The sequence below is a fragment of the Kitasatospora sp. NPDC088783 genome (assembly GCF_044750705.1).
GTDB lineage: Bacteria > Actinomycetota > Actinomycetes > Streptomycetales > Streptomycetaceae > Kitasatospora > Kitasatospora fiedleri.
Genome location: NZ_JBIVKJ010000002.1, coordinates 451,671 through 471,648 on the forward strand (window position 1 = coordinate 451,671; position 19,978 = coordinate 471,648).

A 19,978-nucleotide genomic window follows, 5' to 3' on the forward strand; every position below is an offset into this window, starting at 1 on the left:
CCTCCGGCGGGCGGGGCGGGCGTCAGGCGCCGGAGGGGACCGGCTCTCGGACGGGGGCGGGGGCGGGGCGCTGGCCCTGGCTGACCGCGTCGAGGTACTCGGCGACCGAGTCGCGGTTGCGGATCAGGCAGTTGATGCGCTCGGTCATCCGGTCCCGTTCGCGGCGCAGGGTGGCCAGCATCTCGGGGGTGGCGTCCGGGAAGTGGATGGTTCGGGGCTTGTCCAGGCAGGGCAGAATCTGTTTGATGATCCTGACGGGCAGCCCGGCGTCGAGCAGCCCGCGGATCTGCAGGACCCGGTCGACGAAGCGCTCGTCGTACTCCCGGTAGCCGTTCGGCATCCGGGCGGAGACGATCAGCTGCTGTTCCTCGTAGTAGCGGAGCAGGCGGCGGGAGGTGTTGGTGCGTTCCGACAGCTCTCCGATGCGCATGTGACCCACCTCACATCAGGATTGATTGACCCTCACATATATGTGAGGGTTCAAACATAGCCGCCATGAGCACACAGTCGCCACCGGACATCCAGAACCCGACCGACGACGGCGCGCAGCCGGAGAGCCGCAAACTGCCCCTCCTGGCGCTGTTGGCCCTGACCACCGCGGTCTTCATCACCTCCCTGACCGAGACCCTCCCGGCGGGCGTGCTGCCCGCGATGAGCGCCGACCTCAAGGTCAGCGAGTCGGCGATGGGGCAGTCGGTGACGATCTACGCGATCGCCACCGCGCTCACCGCGATCCCGCTGACCGTGGCCACTGCCGCCTGGCGGCGCAAGCGGCTGCTGCTGACCGCGATGGTGGCGTTCGTGGTGGCCAACACCGTCACCGCGCTGTCGACCGACTACGTGCTGACCATGGCGGGCCGGTTCGTCGCGGGCGTGGCGGCCGGTCTGGCGTGGGCGCTGCTGGCCGGGTACGCCCGCCGGATGGCGCCGGTGCCGCTGCAGGGCAAGGCGATCGCGATCGTGATGACCGGCATCCCGGTCGCGCTGTCGCTGGGCGTGCCGGCCGGCACCTTCGTCGGCCGGGTGTTCGACTGGTGGGTGGCGTTCCTGGCGATGTCGGTGCTGGCCGTGATCGTCATCGGGTGGATCGCGGCGACCGTGCCGGACTACCCGGGGCAGCGCCCCGAGGGCCGCACCCGCATCCTGGGCGCGCTCTCCGTGCCCGGCGTGACGCCGGTGCTGTTCGTGACCCTGGTCTTCGTGCTGGCCCACACCATCCTGTACGCGTACGTCGCGACCTACCTCGACCACCTCGGCATGGGCGACTCCACCGACCGGGTGCTGCTGGTCTTCGGCATCACCTCGATGCTGAGCATCTGGATCGTCGGCGCCCGGATCCACCGCCAGCTGCGGGTCCTGACCATCGCCAGCACCCTGCTGGTCGCGGTCGCGGCGGCGGTGCTCGGCCTGCTGTCCGGCACCCACGCGCTGGTGTACGTCGCGGCGGCGCTCTGGGGCCTGGGCTGGGGCGGCGTGCCGACCCTGCTGCAGACCGCGGTGGGCGACGCGGGCGGCGAGCAGGCGGACGGCGCGCAGGCGATGCTGGTCACCCTGTGGAACGTGGCGATGGCCGCGGGCGGCATCATCGGCGGCCTGCTGCTGGACGGGATCGGCGCCGAGTCCTTCCCGTGGACGGTGCTGATCCTGCTGGTCCCGGTGCTGGGCGTGGTGGTCTCCGCCCGGGCGCACGGCTTCCCGGTCCGGCGCGGGTGACCCGCCGTCAGGTGGTCCGGGGCGCGGGACGGTTGCCGTCCCGCGCCTGCGGGCCGCGCCGCGCCGTGGCGGGGCTGGGCTGTTGCGGGCGGCCCGCCGCCGCCGACCCGGACCGAATACCCCGCTGAACCAGCGCACACCGCACCAGGAGAACGTTCGCCGTGCCAGTGAAACAGATCCACCTCGCCGCCCAACTCCCCAGCGTCCAGCACACCGTGATCTGGTCGGACCCGGCCGCCGGGAGCCAGATCGCCTTCGACTCCTTCGCCCGGCTCGCCCGGACCGCCGAACGTGGCAAGTTCGACTTCTTCTTCCTCTCCGAGGGCCTGCGGCTGCGCGAGCACAAGGGCCGGGTCCTCGACCTCGACGTGGCGGGCCGCCCCGAGGCGCTGACCGTGCTGAGCGCGCTCTCCGCCGTCACCACCCACCTCGGGCTGGCCGCGACCGTCAACTCCACCTTCAACGAGCCCTACGACGTGGCCCGGCGGGTGGCCACCCTGGACCACCTGAGCGGGGGCCGGGCCGCCTGGAACGTGGTGACCAGCTACGACGCGTTCACCGGCGAGAACTTCCGGCGCGGCGGCTTCCTGGACGAGGCCGACCGCTACACCCGGGCCGCCGAGTTCCTGCACACCGCCCGGGAGCTGTGGGACAGCTGGCGGCCGGGCGACTTCCGGCCCGACGCCGCCACCGGCGAGTTCATCCGGCCCGGGGCCGGCCGGTTCGCCCACCGGGGGCAGCACTTCGACATATCCGGCCGGTTCAGCACCCCGTCCGGCCCGCAGGGCCACCCGGTGATCATCCAGGCGGGCGACTCGCCCGAGGGCCGCGAGTTCGCCGCCGCCGACGCCGACGTCATCTTCAGCCGGCACAGCGACCTGGCGGCCGGGCAGGCCGCCTACCGGGACGTCAAGGCGCGGCTGGCCAAGTACGGCCGCTCCCCGGAGGACCTGAAGATCATCCCGTCGGTCAGCTACGTCCTGGGCGACACCCCGGAGGAGGCCGCCGAGCGGGCCGAGGAGGTCGCCCGCGCCCAGGTGAGCCCGCAGACCGCGCTGATGCTGATGGAGGCGGCCTGGGGCCGCGACCTGTCCGGCTACGACCCGGACGGCCCGCTGCCGGACGTCGACCCCGTCCCGGAGAACGTCGTCACCAAGGGCCACAACCTGTACCGCAGCCGGGGACGTGAGGAGACCGTCCGGCACTGGCGCAAGACCGCCGAGGAGCGCGGGCTGAGCATCCGGGAGCTGATCGTCGAGGTCACCGCGCGGCCCACCTTCGTCGGCACGCCGCGCCAGGTCGCCGACGCGATGAACGAGTTCGTGCAGAGCGACGCCGCCGACGGCTTCGTCTTCTCCCCGAACGTGGTGCCCGGCGGGCTGGACGAACTGGTCGACCGGGTGGTGCCGCTGCTCCAGGAGATGGGCGTGCACCGCGCCGACTACACCGGCCCCACGCTCCGCGACCACCTCGGCCTGAAGCCCGCCCGCCGCCACTTCGAGGAGACCCCGTGACCCACCTGCACCTCGCGGTCGCCCTGGACGGCACCGGCTGGCACCCCGCCGCCTGGCGCGAGCCCGACGCCCGGCCCGCCGAGATCCTCACCGCCCGCTACTGGGCCGACCTGGTCACCGAGGCCGAACAGGGCCTGCTCGACTTCGTCACCATCGAGGACACCCTCGGCCTGCAGACCTCGGCCTTCCACCTGCCCGACGACCGCACCGACCACGTCCGGGGCCGGCTGGACGCCGTCCTGCTGGCCGCCGCGCTCGCCCCGCTGACCTCGCACATCGGGCTGGTCCCGACCACCAACGTCACCCACACCGAGCCGTTCCACCTCGCCATCGGCATCGCCTCGCTCGACCACGCCAGCCTGGGCCGGGCCGGCTGGCGCCCGCAGATCACCTCCCGGGCCGCCGACGCCGCGCACTTCGGCCGCCGCACCACCCCGCAGCTGACCGACGAGGACGTCCGGGACTCCGAGCTGATCGCCGCCCGGCTGCGCGAACTCTTCGGCGAGGCCCACGAGGTGGTCGAGGCCGTCCGCCGGCTCTGGGACAGCTGGGAGGACGACGCGGAGATCCGCGACACCGCCACCGGCCGCTACCTCGACGGCGACAAGGTGCACCACGTCGACTTCACCGGCGAGCACTTCTCCGTCCGCGGCCCCTCGATCACCCCGCGCCCGCCGCAGGGCCAGCCGGTGGTGGCCGTCCTCGCCCACGCCAGCACCCCGTACGAGCTGGCCGCCGCCGGGGCGGACGTCGTCTTCGTCACCCCGCAGTCCCGCGCGGACGCCGTCACCAGGCTCGGCGAGTTCGACCGGGCCCGGCAGCGCTTCGAGCGGCCCGCCGAGGAGCCGATCCGGACCTTCGCCGACCTGGTGGTCTTCCTCGACGAGGAGCCGGGCCGGGCCGCCGAGCGCAAGCGGCGGCTGGACGAGACCGACGGCAGCGTCTTCGGCTCGGACGCCCTGGTCTTTACCGGCACCCCCGCCGAACTCGCCGACCTGCTGCTGGACTGGCGGGAGACCGGCCTGGACGGCTTCCGGCTGCGGCCCGGCGCCCTGCCGCACGACCTGACCGCGATCACCCGCGCCCTGGTGCCGGAGCTCCAGCGCCGCGGCGCGTTCCGCACCGCCTACGCGGCGGACACCCTGCGCGGGCTGCTCGGCCTGCCCCGTCCGGTCAGCCGCTACGCCCGGGCCGGTGCCCCGGCCGGCGCCGCCGGCTGAGGCCCGGAGGAGCGGCGGAATAAGGAGGAGCTGTTTCAAACATTTCCGGTGAGACAGCCGGATGAACGATTCCGGAAGCGACCCGCCGGACAATTACTGTCCGCGACGCAGACCGCCGCGGAGCACACGCGCAGTGAGGATTCGCGGCGGGGACGCTATCGCCGGGATCGGGGCGCGGCCCCCCGGGGTCCGAGGGTGGAAACCCCCGGCCTTCGGGGGGCCGCGCCCGCTTCCATTGCCGCTGTGTGAAATCCGGAGCGGGTCCTTCGGCTCGAATCGGTACCAATTTGGACAGATTCCCTGGAGAGCCGGCCCGTCCGCGCGCGGCGGGCTTCGGCATATGCTTGCCCTCGGCGGCACGGGGTGTCAGGATATGGGCGAATCGCACTCGGAACGGACGGAATTCGCACGGGCGTCTTCCACCACTCCAGCCCCGTCCGCACCGGTGCCGGAAGCCGTTCGAATCCTCAGGGGAGCAGGTCGGATGCAGAGCCGTCGCGAACCGGCCGCCGCGCCCACCGTACGATGTCGCGCCGGTCGGTGACCTGACTCCCGGCCCCTGCCGGCCGCCCCGACCCGTCCCTCCGGGACGCGCCGGGGCCCCTCCGTGCCGTTTTCGCCCCGGGACCGGGCGACCGGGACGGGACGTCGTGATGCGACCGTTTATGGAGAGGACGAGGAAACATGGTACGCGTGCTGTTGGTCGGGGAGCATTCTACCGTGGCCGAATCTGTTCTCTACAGCCTTTTGCGAAAGGGGTACGAGGCCAAGATCGCCGGCACCGGCCGGGAGGCCCTGGAAATGATCCCCGACGTCGATCTGGTGCTGCTCGACCTCGATCTCCCCGATATCGAAGGGCTCGAAGCGTGCAGACTCCTGCGATCCTCCGGCAGCACGCCGGTCATTGCCTTCGCGGCCAGGGACCGGGAGTCCGACCGGGTGCTCGCCCTGCAGGCCGGGGCGGACGACTGCGTGACCAAATCCTGCCCCCCGCAGGAAATCGTGGCCCGCATCGAGGCGGTCATGCGCCGCACCCGGGCCCCCGCCCCCGACCCCGAGTCCGCGGTGAAGGACATCTCGCTGCGCCCGCTGCACATCAACGGCCGCACCCGCGAGGTGCAGGTGGACGGCCGGGTGGTCAACGTCACCGCGAAGGAGTTCGAGCTGCTCTACGTGCTGGCCTCCAACCCCGGATCGGTGCTGTCCCGCAAGGAGCTCATGGCGAAGGTCTGGGAGTGCGACTGGACCGAGTCCAGCCGGACCATCGACACCCACGTCAGCAGCCTGCGCAGCAAGCTCGGCGGCAACAAGTGGATCATCACGGTGCGGGGCGTCGGCTACCGGATCGGCAGCGGTTGAAGCCCGGGCCCGGCCCGCGCGGAGCGGCCGGGCCCGGGGGCGGCCGACTCAGGCCGCGACGGCCCGGCGCGCCAGCCGGCGCAGCAGCGGGTGATCGCCCGCCGCCTCGCCGGGCCGCCCGCCCGCCGCGCGCAGCGCCCACCAGACACTGGCCAGGTTGGAGCTGAGCAGCACCCGGTCCGGGTCGCCGTCGAGTTCCGCCAGGGCGTCCAGGGTGAACATCCCGGTGCCGGTGAAGAGCAGCGTCGCGTCCTCGGGCCCGTCCTGCCGCCGCAGCTGGGCGAGCAGCCCGCCGGTGGTCACGGTGTACGGGTCGAACCGGCCGTCGGTGGACACCTGCACGACCCGCTCGACGGTCAGCCCGGCCCGCTCCCAGTAGGAGCGGGAGAGCTCGGTCAGCCACGGCTCGTAGGGGGAGACCAGGGTCAGCCGGGTCAGGCCGAGGGCCTGGAGGGCGTCCAGGGTGGCCAGCGCGGAGGAGCGCACCGGGAAACCGGTCCGCTCGGACAGCTCCGCGCAGAACTCCCGGTCCCCGTCCGGCGCGTGCAGGTAGTGCGAGGCGCTGCAGGCCACCACCGCGGCGTCCAGCGGCAGCCGGCCGAACCCGGCCAGCACGTCCGGCAGCACCTCGTTGTAGGTGTCCAGCATTTCCCGCAGGGTGCTGTCCGGGGTGGTCGGGAAACGGGTCGTGTGGAATGTCGGGCCGCGGCCCAGGAGCTGGGTGTACTCCGGCTCCGCATTGGGGTTCTCCGGAGGAACGACCAGCCCTATCCGGGGTGCGGAAGGAATGCCCATGGCGATCTCACCCATCGGTCGGAGGTATTCCTCCCAGGCTATTGTCGACCGACCGTGCGGACACTACGGGAAACCGTAGCGGCGGGTGTTCAGGCGATTTGTTCCGGCAGTCCGCCCGTATTTACCCGGCCGTTCAACGCGAGGGCGAGTTGGGCCCGGCGCCGAATGGCGAGCTTCCGGTAGATACGGGTCATCTGGAGTTCCACCGCGCGGGTGGAGACCGACAGCGCCGCGGCGATCGCCCGGTTCGTCATGCCCGCCACCGCCATCGCCGCGACCCGCTCCTCGTGCGGGGTCAGCGCCCCGGCCGCGGCGGCCGGCCGCCCGGCCCGCCGCGCGACCGGCGGGGCGGCCGATGTGGACGGGACGGCGGGCGCGGGCGGCGCCGACAGGTCTCCGGCCGGCTGCCAGGCCCGCACCGTGTACCTGGTCACGGTGCGAAAGCGCAGGTAGGGGTCCTGTTCGAGCAGGCGCAGCACGGCGGCCCGGTCCGGGGCGCGGCACAGCAGCAGCTCCCCGGAGCCGTCCTGCCAGGGGCCGCCGGCGATCAGCACGCCCTCCCCGGCCAGGCCGTCCCAGTACGCCCGGTGCTCCCGCAGCCCGCGCGGAGCGCCGCCCGCGCCCGCGGGCAGGACCAGCTCGACCGCGAAGATCACCCGATTCCCCCCGTCCCCGTGCCCCGGCGTTCCCGCATTCCGGCGGGCCGGCCGCCGGGCTCCGGGAACTCTATCCCGGAATCCCGGCGGACGCACCGGTTCCCGGCGTGAGCGGGAACACGCCGCCCGGCCCGGCGGATTCCGCGGCCCTGACATCGGCCTGACATTCGCCTGAGGAATATTGACACAGCTCTGACACGGAGGATCTTGACCCCGGATCGGGCGAGCGGCGAGGCTTGACCCCGGCTTCACCGCACCGCGTCGCACTGATTCCGTACGATTCATGACGGTCAATGAGGAGTGAATGCAATGGCACCTCCGGAGAACGTCGAAATACCCCCGGGAGAACTCCCCCGGATATCCGACGCCACCCTGCGCGACTCGGCCCACATGGCCGGCGTCGAGTTCGACGCCAAGGACGCCGCCACCATCGCCGACCTGCTGGTGAGGACCGGCGTGGAGCTGGTCGAGGTCGGCATGGTGTCCGGCCCGAACTCCGGTGACGCGGACCTCGTCCTGGCCGCCCACGAGGCGGTCGGGCCCGAGCGCAGCCTGACCCTGGTCATGGTCCGCGACCGCCAGCAGGTGGTGAAGGCGCTGGACGAGGCGCTGCGGCTCGGCGTGCGGTCGGTGATGTTCTCGATCCCGACCTCCGAGGAGCACGCCCGGCTCAAGCTGGCCTCGCCGAGCACCAAGTACCTGATCTCGCTGGCCCGCACCGCCATCGAGGAGGCCAAGGACCGCGGCTTCCACGTCACCTTCAGCGGCGAGGACGGCGCGCGCACCCCCAAGGAGCGCCTGGTCCCCTACGTCACGGCCGGCTTCGAGGCGGGCGCCGACCGGTTCCGGCTCGCCGAGACGGTCGCCTGCCTGTCGCCCTGGCAGATGGAGTCGGTGATCGGGGAGATCACCGCGATCGACGGCTCCGAGATCGAGATCCACTCGCACAACATGCTGGGCATGGCGGTCGCCAACTCGCTCGCCGCCTACCGGGCCGGCGCGCGCTGGATCTCCGCCACGGCCGGTGGCATCGGCGAACGCGGCGGCAACGCCCCGCTCGCCGAGCTGCTCACCTCGCTGCGGGTGGTGTACGGCGACACCCGCTTCGACCTCAGCCACCTCACCGAGCTGACCAACGCCGCCCTGCGCGGCTCCCGGCTCGGCCACGCCTTCCAGTCCGGCCCGACCGCCCCGCACGCGTTCGCGTACGAGCTGCCCGGCCAGCTGACCCACCCCGAGGCGTACGAGACGCTCCCGCCCGAGGTGGTGGGCAACGCCCGCGGACTGCGGGTGCGCACCCGGCTCACCGCCCCGCTCGTCCGGTGGGCGCTCGGCGACACCGCCGACTCCCTCGACCTGGCGGCCTTCACCACCTGGCTCACCGAACGCCAGGCGCACGGCGAGGAACTGCTCGACCGGGACGCGATCCGCGCCGCGGCCGACCGGTACCAGGCCGCCTGAGCCGCCCCCGCCGCCCTCCCCGTCCCCCGTCCCCTTCCCACCCCCGCTTCCGGTCCACCGACCCGAACCGATCACGGAGAACACCATGTCTGTAGCCACGCTCACCGGCCTGTGCCCCGAGTGCGAGACCGACCTCACCACCCCGCCGCTGGTGCAGGGCGAGACCATCGCCTGCCCCGAGTGCCTGCTGACCCTGCGGGTGGAGGACATCGAGGACGGCCGGCTGAGCCTGCAGGCCGTCGAGGTCCAGCTGCGCGACTGGGGCCAGTGAGCCGATGACACGCACCGTCGCCCTCATCGCCGACCGGGTCGGCTGGGAAGAACGCCGACTGATCGACACCGCCGCGGGCCTCGGCCTGCGGATCGAATGGGTCAACGACGAGTCGCTGGCCCTGGGGGACCGCGACGCGGCCTCGCTGCGCGAGCACGCCGCCGTCCTGGTCCGCAGCCGCAGCTACACCCGGGGCGGCCTGATCGCCACCCTCACCGAGGCGGCCCGCATCCGCACCCTGAACACCGCCCCGGCCATCCACGCCTGCGAGAACAAGCTCACCCTGCGCGCCCAACTGCGGGCCGCGGGCGTGCCGGTGCCCGACTTCCGCCTGGTCCTCTCCCGGCGCGACTTCGAGAAGGCGCTGACCGAACTCCCGCCGCCCGTGGTGCTCAAGCCGGTCTTCGGCGGCATGGGCAAGCGGGTCACCCTGCTGCGCGACGCCGACAGCGCGCAGTCCGTCTACGACTACGTCGAGGACCTCGGGCACGGCTTCGAACAGGCCGGCCTGGTCGAGCCCTACCTGGCTTCCGGCACCTCGCTGCGCTGCTTCACCGTCGGCCGCGAGACCGTGGCCATCGCCGAGTTCCGCAGCGCCGGCACCGACTGGCGCAGCAACGCGGCGCTCGGCAACCGCAACCGGGCCGTCGACCCGGACCCCGAGGTCCGCAAGACCGTCGAGGGGGTGCTGGACGTGCTCGGCCCCGGCATCTACGGGATCGACCTGTTCGCCACCCCGAACGGCTACGTCGTCAACGAGGTCAACCACGCCCCGGCCTTCCGGGCGGTCGCCTCGGCCACCGGGGTGGACATCGCCGCCGCCGTCGCCCGCTACGTCCAGGAGGAGACCGGATGATCCGGGTCGGCATCGTCGGGGCCTCCGGGCTGGCCGGCGGCGAACTGATCAGACTGGTGCTCCAGCACCCCGAACTGGAACTGACCTTCCTCGGCGGCTCCTCCAGCGCCGGCCGGCGCCCGTCCGAGCTGCACCCCGGGCTGCGCCTCGACCTCGGCCTGACCATCGAGGCGCTCCCGGACAGCCTGGCCGACCGCTGCGACGTGGTCTTCCTGGCCACCCCCGCGCCCGCCTCGGCGGCGCTCGCCGCCCGACTGGCCGACCAGGTGCCCTGCGTGGTCGACCTCAGCGGCGCCTTCCGGATCCGCGACCCCGAGCTGCACCGGCGCTGGTACCCCAAGGTGCCGCGGACGGACGACCTGGCCGACCGCTTCGTCTACGGCGTCCCCGAGCTGGTCGGCGACCAGCTCGTCGGGGCCGCGCTGATCTCGCTGCCCGGCTGCTTCGCCACCGCGATCACCCTCGGGCTCGCCCCGCTGGTGCTCTCCCTCGGCCTCAACCTGAAGACCGTGGTGGTGGACGGCAAGACCGGCTCCAGCGGCGGCGGCCTCGAACTGCGCACCGCCAACCTGCACCCGCTGCGCAACGGCGCCATCGCCCCGTACGCCCCGTCCGGGCACCGGCACGCCGCGGAGGTCAAGGACTTCCTGGACCGCGGCAAGCCGGGCGGCGTCGAATCGCTCAGCATGTCGGCGTACGGCGTCTCGCACGTGCGCGGACTGATGGCCAGCAGCTACGTGTTCACCGACGACCCGGTGGACGCGCGCACCCTGCAACGCGCCTACCTGCGGTTCTACAAGGACCACCCGTTCGTCCGGGTGCGCCGCTCCAACGAGACGCTGATCCCGGTGCCCGACCCGCAGGCCGTGCTCGGCTCCAACTACTGCGACGTGACCGCCCTGCACGACGAGGAGGGCGGGCGGATCGTCGTGCTGGCCGCCTTGGACAACATGGTCAAGGGCGCGGCCGGCCAGGCGATCCAGGTGACCAACATCCGATTCGGCCTGCCGGTCCAGACCGGCCTGACCATGCAGCCGGTGATGCCCGCATGAGCGCGACGACACCCGAGTCCACCCCCACCGTGGTCAAGCTCGGCGGCAGCACCGTCGACGACCTGGCCGACGCCTGGTGGGACGACCTCGCCGCGTACGCCCGGCAGCGGCCGCTGGTCCTGGTGCACGGCTGGTCCAAGCCGCTGAAGAACCTCGGCGCCCGCTACCGCGACCCGTCCGCGATCCTGCGCGACCGGTACGGCAACCAGAGCCGCTGGACCACGCCCGAGGTGATCGGGGACATCAAGCAGGTCAGCGCCGAACTCGCCGCGGACGTCCTGGCCCGGCTGGAGCGGCGCGGCGTCACCGGCGAGCGGCTGCTCGGCAGCGACGGCCTGGTCACCGCCGGCGAGGGCGAGCGCTGGTGGTGGAAGGACAAGCAGCTCGTCGAGCTGGAGAACCTGGTCGGCCCGATCACCGGCGTCGACCCGGCCCCGCTCAAGGCGGTGCGCCCCGGCCACGTCCACCTGGTCACCCCGCTGGCCCGCAACACCGCCGGCCAGGAGGTCAACACCGACGCCGACCGGGCCGCCGCCGCCGTCGCCGGGGGCATCGGGGCCGGGCAGCTGGTGCTCGTCACCGACGTCGCCCACCTGCTGATCGACGACCGGCCGGTGCGCCGGATCACCGCCGAGGCCGCCGCGAAGTTCCGCGACAAGGGCGCCACCGGCGGCATGCGCAAGAAGCTGCGGGCCGCCGGCGAGGCCCTGGACGGCGGCGTGGAGCGCGTCGTCATCGGCAGCGCCCCCGTCACCGACCTGGTCGCCGAACGCACCGGCACCGTCATCACCCGAACCTGAGCAGCGAGGAGCACCGCACGTGGCGAAATCCCGAGTGCTGGTCGTCAACAACGGGACGCTGTCCCTGAAACAGCTCCGCAGCCGCTTCGAGGAGCTCGGCTCGGAGACCGAGGTGGCCGCCGCCGCCGAGCTGCCCGCCCGGCTGGACGGCCGCTACCAGGCGATCGTGCTCAGCGGCACCAAGGTCCGCGCCTACGACGGCGAGTTCTACAAGCCGCTGATCGACCTGGTCAACGAGGCGGACGTCCCGGTCTTCGGGATCTGCGGCGGCATGCAGGTCATCGCCGTCGCGGCCGGCGGCCGGCTCGCCGAGGGCCCGCAGCGGGTCGGCGGCCACCGGGCGCAGGTCGACAAGGAGGAACCGCTCTTCGCGCACGTCGGCCCGGAGGTGACGGTCTTCCACCGGCACACCCTCTACCTCCAGGAGGCGCCCGCGGGCTTCCGCTCGATCGGCCGCTCCGAGCACGCGCCGGTGGAGTTCATCCGCTCCGACGACGGCCGCATCCTCGGCTCCCAGGCCCACCTGGAGTTCCGCAGCGACGGCCGGGAGATCCTGCGCGGCTTCGCCCAGCTCTACCAGTGACCCCCGTCCGGCCCGCCGAGGCGGCACACGACCCCGAACCGTCCGTGTACTGGAGGACCCCGCAATGACTTCGACAGACCCGCAGCCGCCCGCCTTCACCACCCACCTCAACGGCAGCGGCGGCACCCTCAAGGGCTGGGTGGTGGTCGACTCCCTGGTCGACGGCCTCGCCATGGGCGGCACCCGGATGACCCCCGGCGTCACCGAGGAGGAGGTCGCCGGACTGGCCCGCGACATGACCGAGAAGTTCACCCTGGCCGGGCTGCGGATCGGCGGCGCCAAGGCCGGCATCGTCTCCGACGGCAGCGACCGCGAGCAGACCTTCCGCACCTTCGGACGCACCGTCAAGCCGCTGCTGCACGGCGGCATCCACCTCGGCATCGACATGGGCGTCACCCCCGCCGACCGGGCGGTGTTCTTCGAGGAGGCCGGGTACGACCCGCGCTACCGGCTCGGCGCCCCCGACATGCCGATCGACTGGCGCACCTACTACGAGCCGCTGATCGACTGCACCGGCCACGGCGTCGGCGTCGCCGCCGTCACCGCCCTGGAGGCCGACGGCCGCACCGGCCCGGCCCGGGTGGTGGTCCAGGGCTTCGGCGCGGTAGGCCGCGCGGTCGCCCAGTTCCTGGAGGACCGCGGCCACCTGATCGTCGGCGTCGCCGACATCGGCGGCACCATCAGCGCCGACCGGCTGCCGGTCGCCGACCTGATCGACATCACCGACGAGTTCGGCCGGATCGACCGCGCCCGCCTCCCGCAGGGCGTCACCCTCTCCGGCGAGCCCGACGCCTGGCTCGACGTCGACGCCGACCTGCTGGTCCTCGCCGCCCAGAAGTACGCGCTCAACGCCGAGAACGCCCACCGGCTGCGGGCCCGCCTGGTGGTCGAGGGCGCCAACCTCGCCTCCACCGCCGAGGCCAAGGAGAAGATCGCCGCCGCCGGAGCCGTCCTCGTCCCCGGCGTCATCGCCAACATCGGCGGCGCCGGATCGGCCGCCCTCGCCGTCACCCGGGCCGTCCCCTTCCACCTGCCCGCGCAGGCCCGCAAGCAGTGGGTCTTCGACTGGGTCGGCGGCCGGGTCCGGCAGAACACCCGCGACCTGCTGGAGATCGCCGCCGGCCGGGCCGGCAACCCGCTGCCCGAGCTGCTCGACGTGCGCCGCAAGGAGCGCGGATGACCGCCGCCGAGACCGTCACGACCGCCCCCGCCGGGACCGCGGCGACCGACCGGACCCCGTCGGAGGCAACGGACTTCGCGCCGAGCCCCGAACTCGCCGCCGCGTACCTGCGGCGCGGCTGGTGGCGCCGGGAGACCTTCCTGGACGACCTGCACCGGCAGGCCCGGCTGCGCCCGCGCAAGCTCGCCATCGCCGCCCGCCGGGTCGGGGAGTCGCGCACCGACACCCTCGACTACGCCGAACTCGCCCGGCTGACCGACCGGTTCGCCGTCGCCCTGCTCGAACTCGGGGTCCGGCGCGGCGACTTCGTCGCCGTCCAGCTCCCCAACCGCTGGGAGTCGGTGCCGCTGCTGTTCGCCGCGATCCGGATCGGCGCGGTGACCTGCCCGATCGACCCGGTCTGCCAGGAGGACGAGCTGCGCCACCGGCTCGAACTGACCGGCGCCCGGGTCTGCGTCACCGTCCCGGAGTGGAACGGCTACCCGCTGGCCGCGCACCTCGCCGCCCTCAAGGCCGACCTGCCGCTGGAGCACGTGGTGGTGGTCGGCGGGCGCAGCCCCGGCACCCTCTCCTTCGAGGACCACTTCGTGGCCACCCCCTGGGAGGAGGGCCGCACCGGCGACCTGGACGGCCTCGCACTCACCCCCGACGAACCGTTCGTGGTGCTGTTCACCTCCGGCACCACCGGCCTGCCCAAGGGCGTCCTGCACAGCCAGAACACCGTCCACGCGGCGGTCCGCGGCTACGCCGACACCTTCCTGCTCGACGACAGCCTGGTGGCGGCCGTCACCACCCCGCTGGTGCACTACTCCGGCTTCGGCCAGGGCGTGCTGACCGGCGTCATGGTCGGCGGCACCGTCGCCTTCCAGGACCTCCGGCGCAACGACGTCCTGCTCGACCTGGTCGAACGGTACGGCGCCACGCTGATCTACGGCCCGCCGAGCACCTTCGCCGACGTCATCCGCGCCCAGCGGGCCGAACCGCGCGACGTCTCCACCCTGCGGCACGCCATCACCGGCTCCGCGCCCGTCCTCCAGGACCTGGTCGACGACGTCCGCGAGACGCTCGGCGCCCGCACCTACTCGGTGTGGGGGATGTCCGAGTTCGGGCCGGTCACCATCACCCGGCTCGACTACGACGCGGACCGGGCCGCCCACAGCAACGGCGGACCGATCGACGCGATGGAACTGCGCGTGGACGACCCCGACCGCCCCGGCACCCGGGCCGACGTCGGCCGGCTGCGGGTGCGCGGCGCGGCCCGCGCGCTCGGCTACCACCGGCGCGCGGACGCCTTCGCCGCCGAACTCGACGCCGACGGCTGGTTCGACACCGGCGACCTCGCCCGCACCGACGGCCGGGGCGGCATCCGGATCCTCGGCCGGGCCCGGGACGCCCTGCTCCGGGACGGCGCGGTCGTCCCGACCACCGAACTGGAGGCGATCGTCTCCCGCCACCCCGACGTCGCCGAGACCGCCCTGGTCGGCACCACCGGCCGCCCCGACGACCCGATCCTCGCCGTGGTCGTGCCCAGCGGGCCCGCCCGCCCCGACCTGGACGGCATCCTGGCCCACCTGCGCGCGGCCGGCCAGGAGGAGCGCTTCCTCCCCGACCGCCTGGTGCTGGTCGACGCCCTGCCCAAGACGCTCACCGGCAAGGTCCGCAAGGCCGAACTGCGCCGCAGCCATGGCGGGCAGTGACCCCGCTCCCGCCGGGGGCCCCGCCCCGGCGGGGCCCCCGGGACCTGCCGGGCTCGCGGGCGCCGCGGGGCCTGCGGGGCCGGGGCGCGGCGGTGCCACGGCGGGCGGCGCCCCCGTCCGGCCCGCCGGCCGCCCTCCCGTCCGACCCGAACCGACCCGTGGAGTCCGCCCATGACCGAGCCCGCCCCGGTGACCCTGTCGGCGACGCTGGCCGCCGACGAGGCACTCGCCCGCCGACGCGCCGCCGGCGAGCAGGTCCTGATGATGGCCAGCGGGGAGATCGGCCTGCCCGTCCTCCCCGAACTGCGGGAGCGGCTGGCCGCCGCCGTCGGCGAGGCGACCTACGGCCCGGTGGCGGGCAGCCCCGCGCTGCGCGCCGCCGCCGCCGGGTACTGGCGGCGGCGCGGCCTGGCCGCCGAGCCGGACGCGGTGGTCGCCGGGCCCGGCAGCAAGTCCCTGCTGTTCGCCGCGGTCAAGGCGATCGGCGGTGACGTGGTGGTGCCCCGGCCCAGCTGGGTCAGCTACGCGGCCCAGGCCGCGCTGGCCGGGGCCACCGCCCTGCGGGTCCCCGTCCGGCCCGGCGAGGGCGGCGTGCCGGACCCGGACGCGCTGCGCGAGGCCGTCCGGGCCGCCCGCGCCGCCGGACGCGACCCGCGCTCGGTCGTGGTCACCCTGCCGGACAACCCCACCGGCAACGTCGCCTCGCCCGACACCGTGCGGCAACTGGCCGAGGCCGCCCGGGAACTGGACCTGACCGTCATCTCCGACGAGATCTACACCGACCTGGTCTTCGACCCGGACACCCCGGCCGCCTCACCGGCCCTGTTCGCCCCCGAACGCACCGTCGTCACCGGCGGACTGACCAAGAACCTGGCGGTCGGCGGCTGGCGCACCGGCGTCGCCCTGCTGCCCTCCGGCCCGGCCGGCCGACAGCTGCGCGATCGGCTGGTCGCCGTCGCCAGCCAGATCTGGTCCAGCCCGCCGGCCCCCGTCCAGGCCGCCGCCGCCTACGCCTTCGACGAACCGCCGGAGGTCACCGCCCGGGTGGCCGCCGCCCGCCGGCTGCACGGGCGGGTCGTCCGCGCCGTCGCCGAGCGGTTCACCGCCGCCGGCGCCCTGCTCGACCCCGTCCGCGCCACCTGCTACCTCTACCCGGACTTCGAGCCGCTGCGCGAGCCGCTCGCCGCCCACGGCGTGCACACCGGCACGGCGCTGGCCCGGCTGCTCACCGACCGCCACGGCCTCGGCGTGCTGGCCGCCGAGGAGTTCGGCGAGGACCCCGGGCCGCTGCGGCTGCGCGCCGCCACCAGCCGGCTCTACGGCGACACCGCCGAACGGCAGGAGGCCGCGCTGGCCGCCGCCGACCCGCTCGACCTGCCCTGGATCAGGGCGTCCGTCGACCGGATCGAGGAGGTCCTGGCCGACCTCGCCACCCCGCCCGTCACCGCATCCGCCCCCGCACCCGCCACCGCGCGCACCACCCCGCCCGTCACCGCACGCACCACCCCACCCGTCACCGCACGCACCGTCCGGCCCGCGCCGGACCGCACGCACCAACGAGCTCAGGAGGAACCGGAGATGGCCGTACTCTTCGAATGCGAATACCAGGGCCAGCGGTACGCGGGCTTCGAGAAGCCCGTCCCCGGCGCCCCGCTGACCCTCTACCGGGTCAACGACGGCCGGCTGCAGGCCGAGTTCATCGCCGCCGAGAACCCCGAGGACGTCATCGCCGCGATCAAGGCCGAGGCCGATCCGGTCGTCGTCGAGGGCGGCGAGCAGGAGATCCGCTACCTGCCGCCGCTGCTGCCCGAGGCCACCGGCAACGCCCTGCTCAGCGGCTTCATGCGCACCCACCGCTCGAAGTTCGAGAAGGAGCCGGTCGAGGGCGAGGAGTTCGTGGCGCCGAACTGGTTCTTCAAGGGCTTCGGCTCCTGGCTGCGGCTGCCCGGCGACCCGCTGGTCGCGCCCAAGCGCTCCGTCGCGCTGATCGAGGAGCCCGAGGTGGCCCTGGTCTACGTCAACGACGACGCGGGCAACCCGCGGTACGCCGGGTACACCTTCGGCAACGACCTGTGCGACATCGGCCTGCACATCCGCAACCCCGGCTGGAACCCGTACTGCAAGCTGGTCGACACCTCCATCGCGCCCTGGCTCTTCCTCGGCGAGCCGCCCTCCTCGGTCACCGGCCGGGTCACCATCGAGCGGGACGGCGCCACCGCCTGGGAGGGCCCGTTCGACTGCGGCGAGGACGCGCTGTACTTCAAGGTCCAGGCGATGGTGGACAACCTCTTCGAGTACCCGGCGCTGCGCCGCCCCGGGCTGGTCCACTACCTGCTGCTCGGCGCGGACCAGGCCAGCTACCACGACGGGTTCCGGATCGCGGACGGGGACCGGATCACCATCGACGTCAGCAGCCACGGGGTGGTGCTCTCCAACCAGGTGGTGTTCGGCCTGCCGGACTCCGCGTCCTGACGGCCCGTCAACTGCTCGCCCCGAGCGTCCTCTTGGGAGCGCCCCGACCCGGACCACCGGGCCGGGGCGCTCCCGTGCGGCCCCTTCTGAGTACGGATGCTCAGGCGGACCGTCCGCGTACGGCCCTAGCGTGGCGGGCGGAGGACTCGGGCGGGGCGCGGCGGGCCGGGGCGTGATGTGCCGGTGCGTGGTGCGTGGTGCGTGGTGCGTGGTGCGCGGCCGGGGCCTCTCCGACAGCCCGACCCAGGGGGGAAGAGCACCGTGCGCAAGAGCGTGAAGACCGCCATCGCCACCGTCCTCACGGCCGTGGTGACCGTGGCCGGCTACGGCGTCTACAACCTCGCCACCGCCCTGACCGGCAGGTCCGGCCGGTCCGGCGGGGCGGCCGCGGCCGGGGCGCGGCCCGCGGTGACCGGGCCGCCGACCGCCGAGCAGGCGGCCGGTGCCGCCCGGGCGTTCCTCGCGGCCTGGGCCGGGGGCGACCTGTCGGGCGCCGCCGCGGCCACCGACGACCCCGCCGCGGCGACCACCGCGCTGACCGCGTTCCAGCGCCAGGTGGGGCCGAGCGCGATCCACCTGACCGCGGGCGGGCCCGCGGCCGGCCCCGACCCCTCGGCGCCGGGCTCCATCCCGTCCGCCGCCCCGTCCGCCCCGTCCGCCCCGTCCGCCGCCCCGGCGACGGACACCGCGCTCTCGCTGCCGTTCAGCGCGAGCGTGGAGTTCGCCGGGACCGGCACGCCGTGGACCTACGACGGCGTGCTCGGCCTGGTGCGGACCCGCGACGGCCGGACCGTCGTGCACTGGACGCCGCACGTGATCCACCCGCACCTGGACGCCGGGGAGAGCATCGCGGTGCGCCCGGTCGCCGGGACACCCGCCGGCATCACCGACCGCAACGGCAAGCCGCTGACCGGCTTCCCCTCGCTGGCCGGGTCCCTGGAGCAGTTCACGGCGCTGGTCCCGCAGGGCGGCACCGCGGACGACGGCTCCGCCGTGCTGATCACCAAGGACTCCGACGGCACGGCGGAGAAGCTGTTCACCGTCACGGAACCCCGGCCGATCCCCGCCCTGAAGCTCACCCTGGACGCCCGCCTCCAGGAGGCCGCCGAAGCCGCCGTCGCGAAGCAGTCCGCGGGCGGCACCCGGGCCGCCTCGCTGGTCGCGATCGAGCCCAGCACCGGCCACGTCCTGGCCTACGCCTTCTCCCCGTCCACCGGCCCGAACCGGGCCTTCACCGGCATCACCCCGCCCGGCTCGACGATGAAGGTGGTCACCGCCGCCGCCCTGCTGGAGGCCGGGGTCACCCCGTCCACCCCGGTGCCCTGCCCGGCCACCACCCTGGTCACCGGCCTCCCGGTGGCCAACGACTTCGCGGACGCCCGGCCCGGCAACACCTTCGCCGACGACTTCGCCCAGTCCTGCAACACCGCCTTCCTCGAGAAGGGCCGGGAGGTGCTGAAACCCGACAGCCTGCCGAACACCGCCAAGGAGGTGTTCGGCCTCGGCCTGGAGTGGCGGACCGGCCTGACCGACTTCGACACCAGGATCCCGACCGAGTCGAACATGGCCGCCGCCGCCCCCGAGTTCATCGGCCAGGGCCGGGTGCAGACCAACCCGCTCGCCATGGCCTCGGTCGCGGCGACCGTCCAGAGCGGCACCTTCCGGATGCCGATCCTGCTGCCCGGCCTGCCGCAGCAGCCCGCCGCCCGGCGGCTCTCCAAGGGCGTGCTGAACGACCTGCGCGCCCTGATGACCCGGACCGCGCAGAGCGGCACCGCCGCCGGACCGATGGCCGGCATCCCCGGCGCCGCCGCCAAGACCGGCACCGCCGAGGTCGGCGGCGGCAAGCCCGCCAACAGCTGGTTCACCGCCTACCGGGGCGACCTGGCCGTGGCCGCCGAGGTCGAGGGCGGCCTGCACGGCGCCCAGTCGGCCGGCCCGGCCGTCGCCGAGCTGCTGCGGATCGGCAACGGCTGAACCACGGCAGTCCGGCGACGGCCTGCCATCCCGGGCGGGCGGTGTCCGGTCCGGACGGTCCGGACGGTTCGGCGCGGTCCGCTCGGCTGCCGGCGGTTTCGCCCGAGGGCCCCCGCCGGACGCGGGCGGCGCGGCCCGCCCGAAACCCCGCCCGGACCGCCGTCAGCCGAACGGATGAATCCGCCGACGGCTGCGCCCCGTACGACCCTCCCGTCCGGTCCGCCGCCCACCCCGGCGTCCGCACCGGCCCGGCCACCGATCGGGCAACGGCCGGGCAACGGCCCTCGAACAGGCCCGCGCCGCCCGCGAGTCGGGAGCCGGGAGCCGGGAGCTGAGACCGGAATCGGTACCTGGCCCTTGGGGGTCAATAGT

The 19,978-nt window shown here is 74.0% G+C and carries 17 protein-coding genes; 14 read left to right on the plus strand and 3 right to left on the minus strand.

Going from position 1 to position 19,978, the window contains the following annotated elements; all coding sequences use genetic code 11:
• Positions 1-22: 22 nt before the first annotated feature.
• Positions 23-430 (minus strand): MerR family transcriptional regulator, encoded by a 408-nt coding sequence (locus ACIP60_RS06430; protein WP_400680671.1) that lies wholly within the window; start codon positions 428-430, stop codon positions 23-25.
• Between the two features lie 65 nt (positions 431-495).
• Between ACIP60_RS06430 and ACIP60_RS06435 the strand changes: the two genes are divergently transcribed.
• The 4 genes from ACIP60_RS06435 to ACIP60_RS06450 all read left to right on the plus strand — a co-directional run bounded on the left by ACIP60_RS06435 (position 496) and on the right by ACIP60_RS06450 (position 5,806).
• Complete coding sequence (locus tag ACIP60_RS06435) at positions 496-1,713, plus strand: MFS transporter (protein ID WP_400680674.1); 1,218 nt, start codon at positions 496-498, stop codon at positions 1,711-1,713.
• Between the two features lie 167 nt (positions 1,714-1,880).
• Positions 1,881-3,227 (plus strand): NtaA/DmoA family FMN-dependent monooxygenase, encoded by a 1,347-nt coding sequence (locus tag ACIP60_RS06440; RefSeq protein WP_400681552.1) that lies wholly within the window; start codon positions 1,881-1,883, stop codon positions 3,225-3,227.
• Positions 3,224-4,447 (plus strand): LLM class flavin-dependent oxidoreductase, encoded by a 1,224-nt coding sequence (locus ACIP60_RS06445; RefSeq protein ID WP_400680675.1) that lies wholly within the window; start codon positions 3,224-3,226, stop codon positions 4,445-4,447. Before ACIP60_RS06440 ends, ACIP60_RS06445 begins: the two co-directional genes overlap by 4 nt.
• 684 nt (positions 4,448-5,131) lie before the next feature.
• Entirely contained in the window at positions 5,132-5,806 is a 675-nt protein-coding gene (locus ACIP60_RS06450; RefSeq protein WP_400680677.1) for a response regulator transcription factor, read from the plus strand.
• Positions 5,807-5,854: 48 nt separating this feature from the next.
• On the opposite strand, the gene ACIP60_RS06455 is transcribed toward ACIP60_RS06450, so the two are convergent.
• The gene (locus tag ACIP60_RS06455) at positions 5,855-6,616 is read right to left on the minus strand and encodes an arylmalonate decarboxylase (protein ID WP_400680678.1); all 762 of its coding nucleotides are present in this window, start codon (positions 6,614-6,616) and stop codon (positions 5,855-5,857) included.
• Positions 6,617-6,690: 74 nt separating this feature from the next.
• On the minus strand, positions 6,691-7,257 hold the full coding sequence (locus tag ACIP60_RS06460) for a LuxR C-terminal-related transcriptional regulator (protein ID WP_400680679.1): 567 nt from the start codon (positions 7,255-7,257) through the stop codon (positions 6,691-6,693).
• Between the two features lie 309 nt (positions 7,258-7,566).
• On the opposite strand from ACIP60_RS06460, the gene ACIP60_RS06465 reads away from it, so the two are divergent.
• From ACIP60_RS06465 to ACIP60_RS06510, 10 genes are all read left to right on the plus strand, one after another.
• Positions 7,567-8,718 (plus strand): isopropylmalate synthase, encoded by a 1,152-nt coding sequence (locus tag ACIP60_RS06465; RefSeq protein WP_400680681.1) that lies wholly within the window; start codon positions 7,567-7,569, stop codon positions 8,716-8,718.
• Between the two features lie 85 nt (positions 8,719-8,803).
• A complete protein-coding gene (locus tag ACIP60_RS06470; protein ID WP_100834662.1) occupies positions 8,804-8,989 on the plus strand; it encodes a lysine biosynthesis protein LysW in 186 nt (61 codons plus the stop codon).
• A 4-nt stretch (positions 8,990-8,993) separates the two neighbouring features.
• The gene (locus tag ACIP60_RS06475; RefSeq protein WP_111552234.1) at positions 8,994-9,845 is read left to right on the plus strand and encodes a RimK family alpha-L-glutamate ligase; all 852 of its coding nucleotides are present in this window, start codon (positions 8,994-8,996) and stop codon (positions 9,843-9,845) included.
• The gene (gene argC / locus ACIP60_RS06480) at positions 9,842-10,897 is read left to right on the plus strand and encodes an N-acetyl-gamma-glutamyl-phosphate reductase (protein WP_100834660.1); all 1,056 of its coding nucleotides are present in this window, start codon (positions 9,842-9,844) and stop codon (positions 10,895-10,897) included. Before ACIP60_RS06475 ends, argC begins: the two co-directional genes overlap by 4 nt.
• The gene (locus ACIP60_RS06485; RefSeq protein WP_400680684.1) at positions 10,894-11,697 is read left to right on the plus strand and encodes an acetylglutamate kinase; all 804 of its coding nucleotides are present in this window, start codon (positions 10,894-10,896) and stop codon (positions 11,695-11,697) included. Before argC ends, ACIP60_RS06485 begins: the two co-directional genes overlap by 4 nt.
• 19 nt (positions 11,698-11,716) lie before the next feature.
• On the plus strand, positions 11,717-12,280 hold the full coding sequence (locus tag ACIP60_RS06490) for a type 1 glutamine amidotransferase (protein WP_100834658.1): 564 nt from the start codon (positions 11,717-11,719) through the stop codon (positions 12,278-12,280).
• 64 nt (positions 12,281-12,344) lie between these two features.
• Positions 12,345-13,460, plus strand: coding sequence for a Glu/Leu/Phe/Val dehydrogenase dimerization domain-containing protein (locus tag ACIP60_RS06495; RefSeq protein WP_400680687.1), 1,116 nt, complete (start codon positions 12,345-12,347; stop codon positions 13,458-13,460).
• Positions 13,457-15,157, plus strand: coding sequence for an AMP-binding protein (locus ACIP60_RS06500; protein WP_400680689.1), 1,701 nt, complete (start codon positions 13,457-13,459; stop codon positions 15,155-15,157). The genes ACIP60_RS06495 and ACIP60_RS06500 overlap by 4 nt, the downstream gene beginning before the upstream one ends.
• Before the next feature lie 171 nt (positions 15,158-15,328).
• Positions 15,329-17,629 (plus strand): aminotransferase class I/II-fold pyridoxal phosphate-dependent enzyme, encoded by a 2,301-nt coding sequence (locus tag ACIP60_RS06505; RefSeq protein ID WP_400680692.1) that lies wholly within the window; start codon positions 15,329-15,331, stop codon positions 17,627-17,629.
• 261 nt (positions 17,630-17,890) lie between these two features.
• The gene (locus tag ACIP60_RS06510) at positions 17,891-19,606 is read left to right on the plus strand and encodes a penicillin-binding transpeptidase domain-containing protein (protein ID WP_400680694.1); all 1,716 of its coding nucleotides are present in this window, start codon (positions 17,891-17,893) and stop codon (positions 19,604-19,606) included.
• Positions 19,607-19,978: the final 372 nt, after the last annotated feature.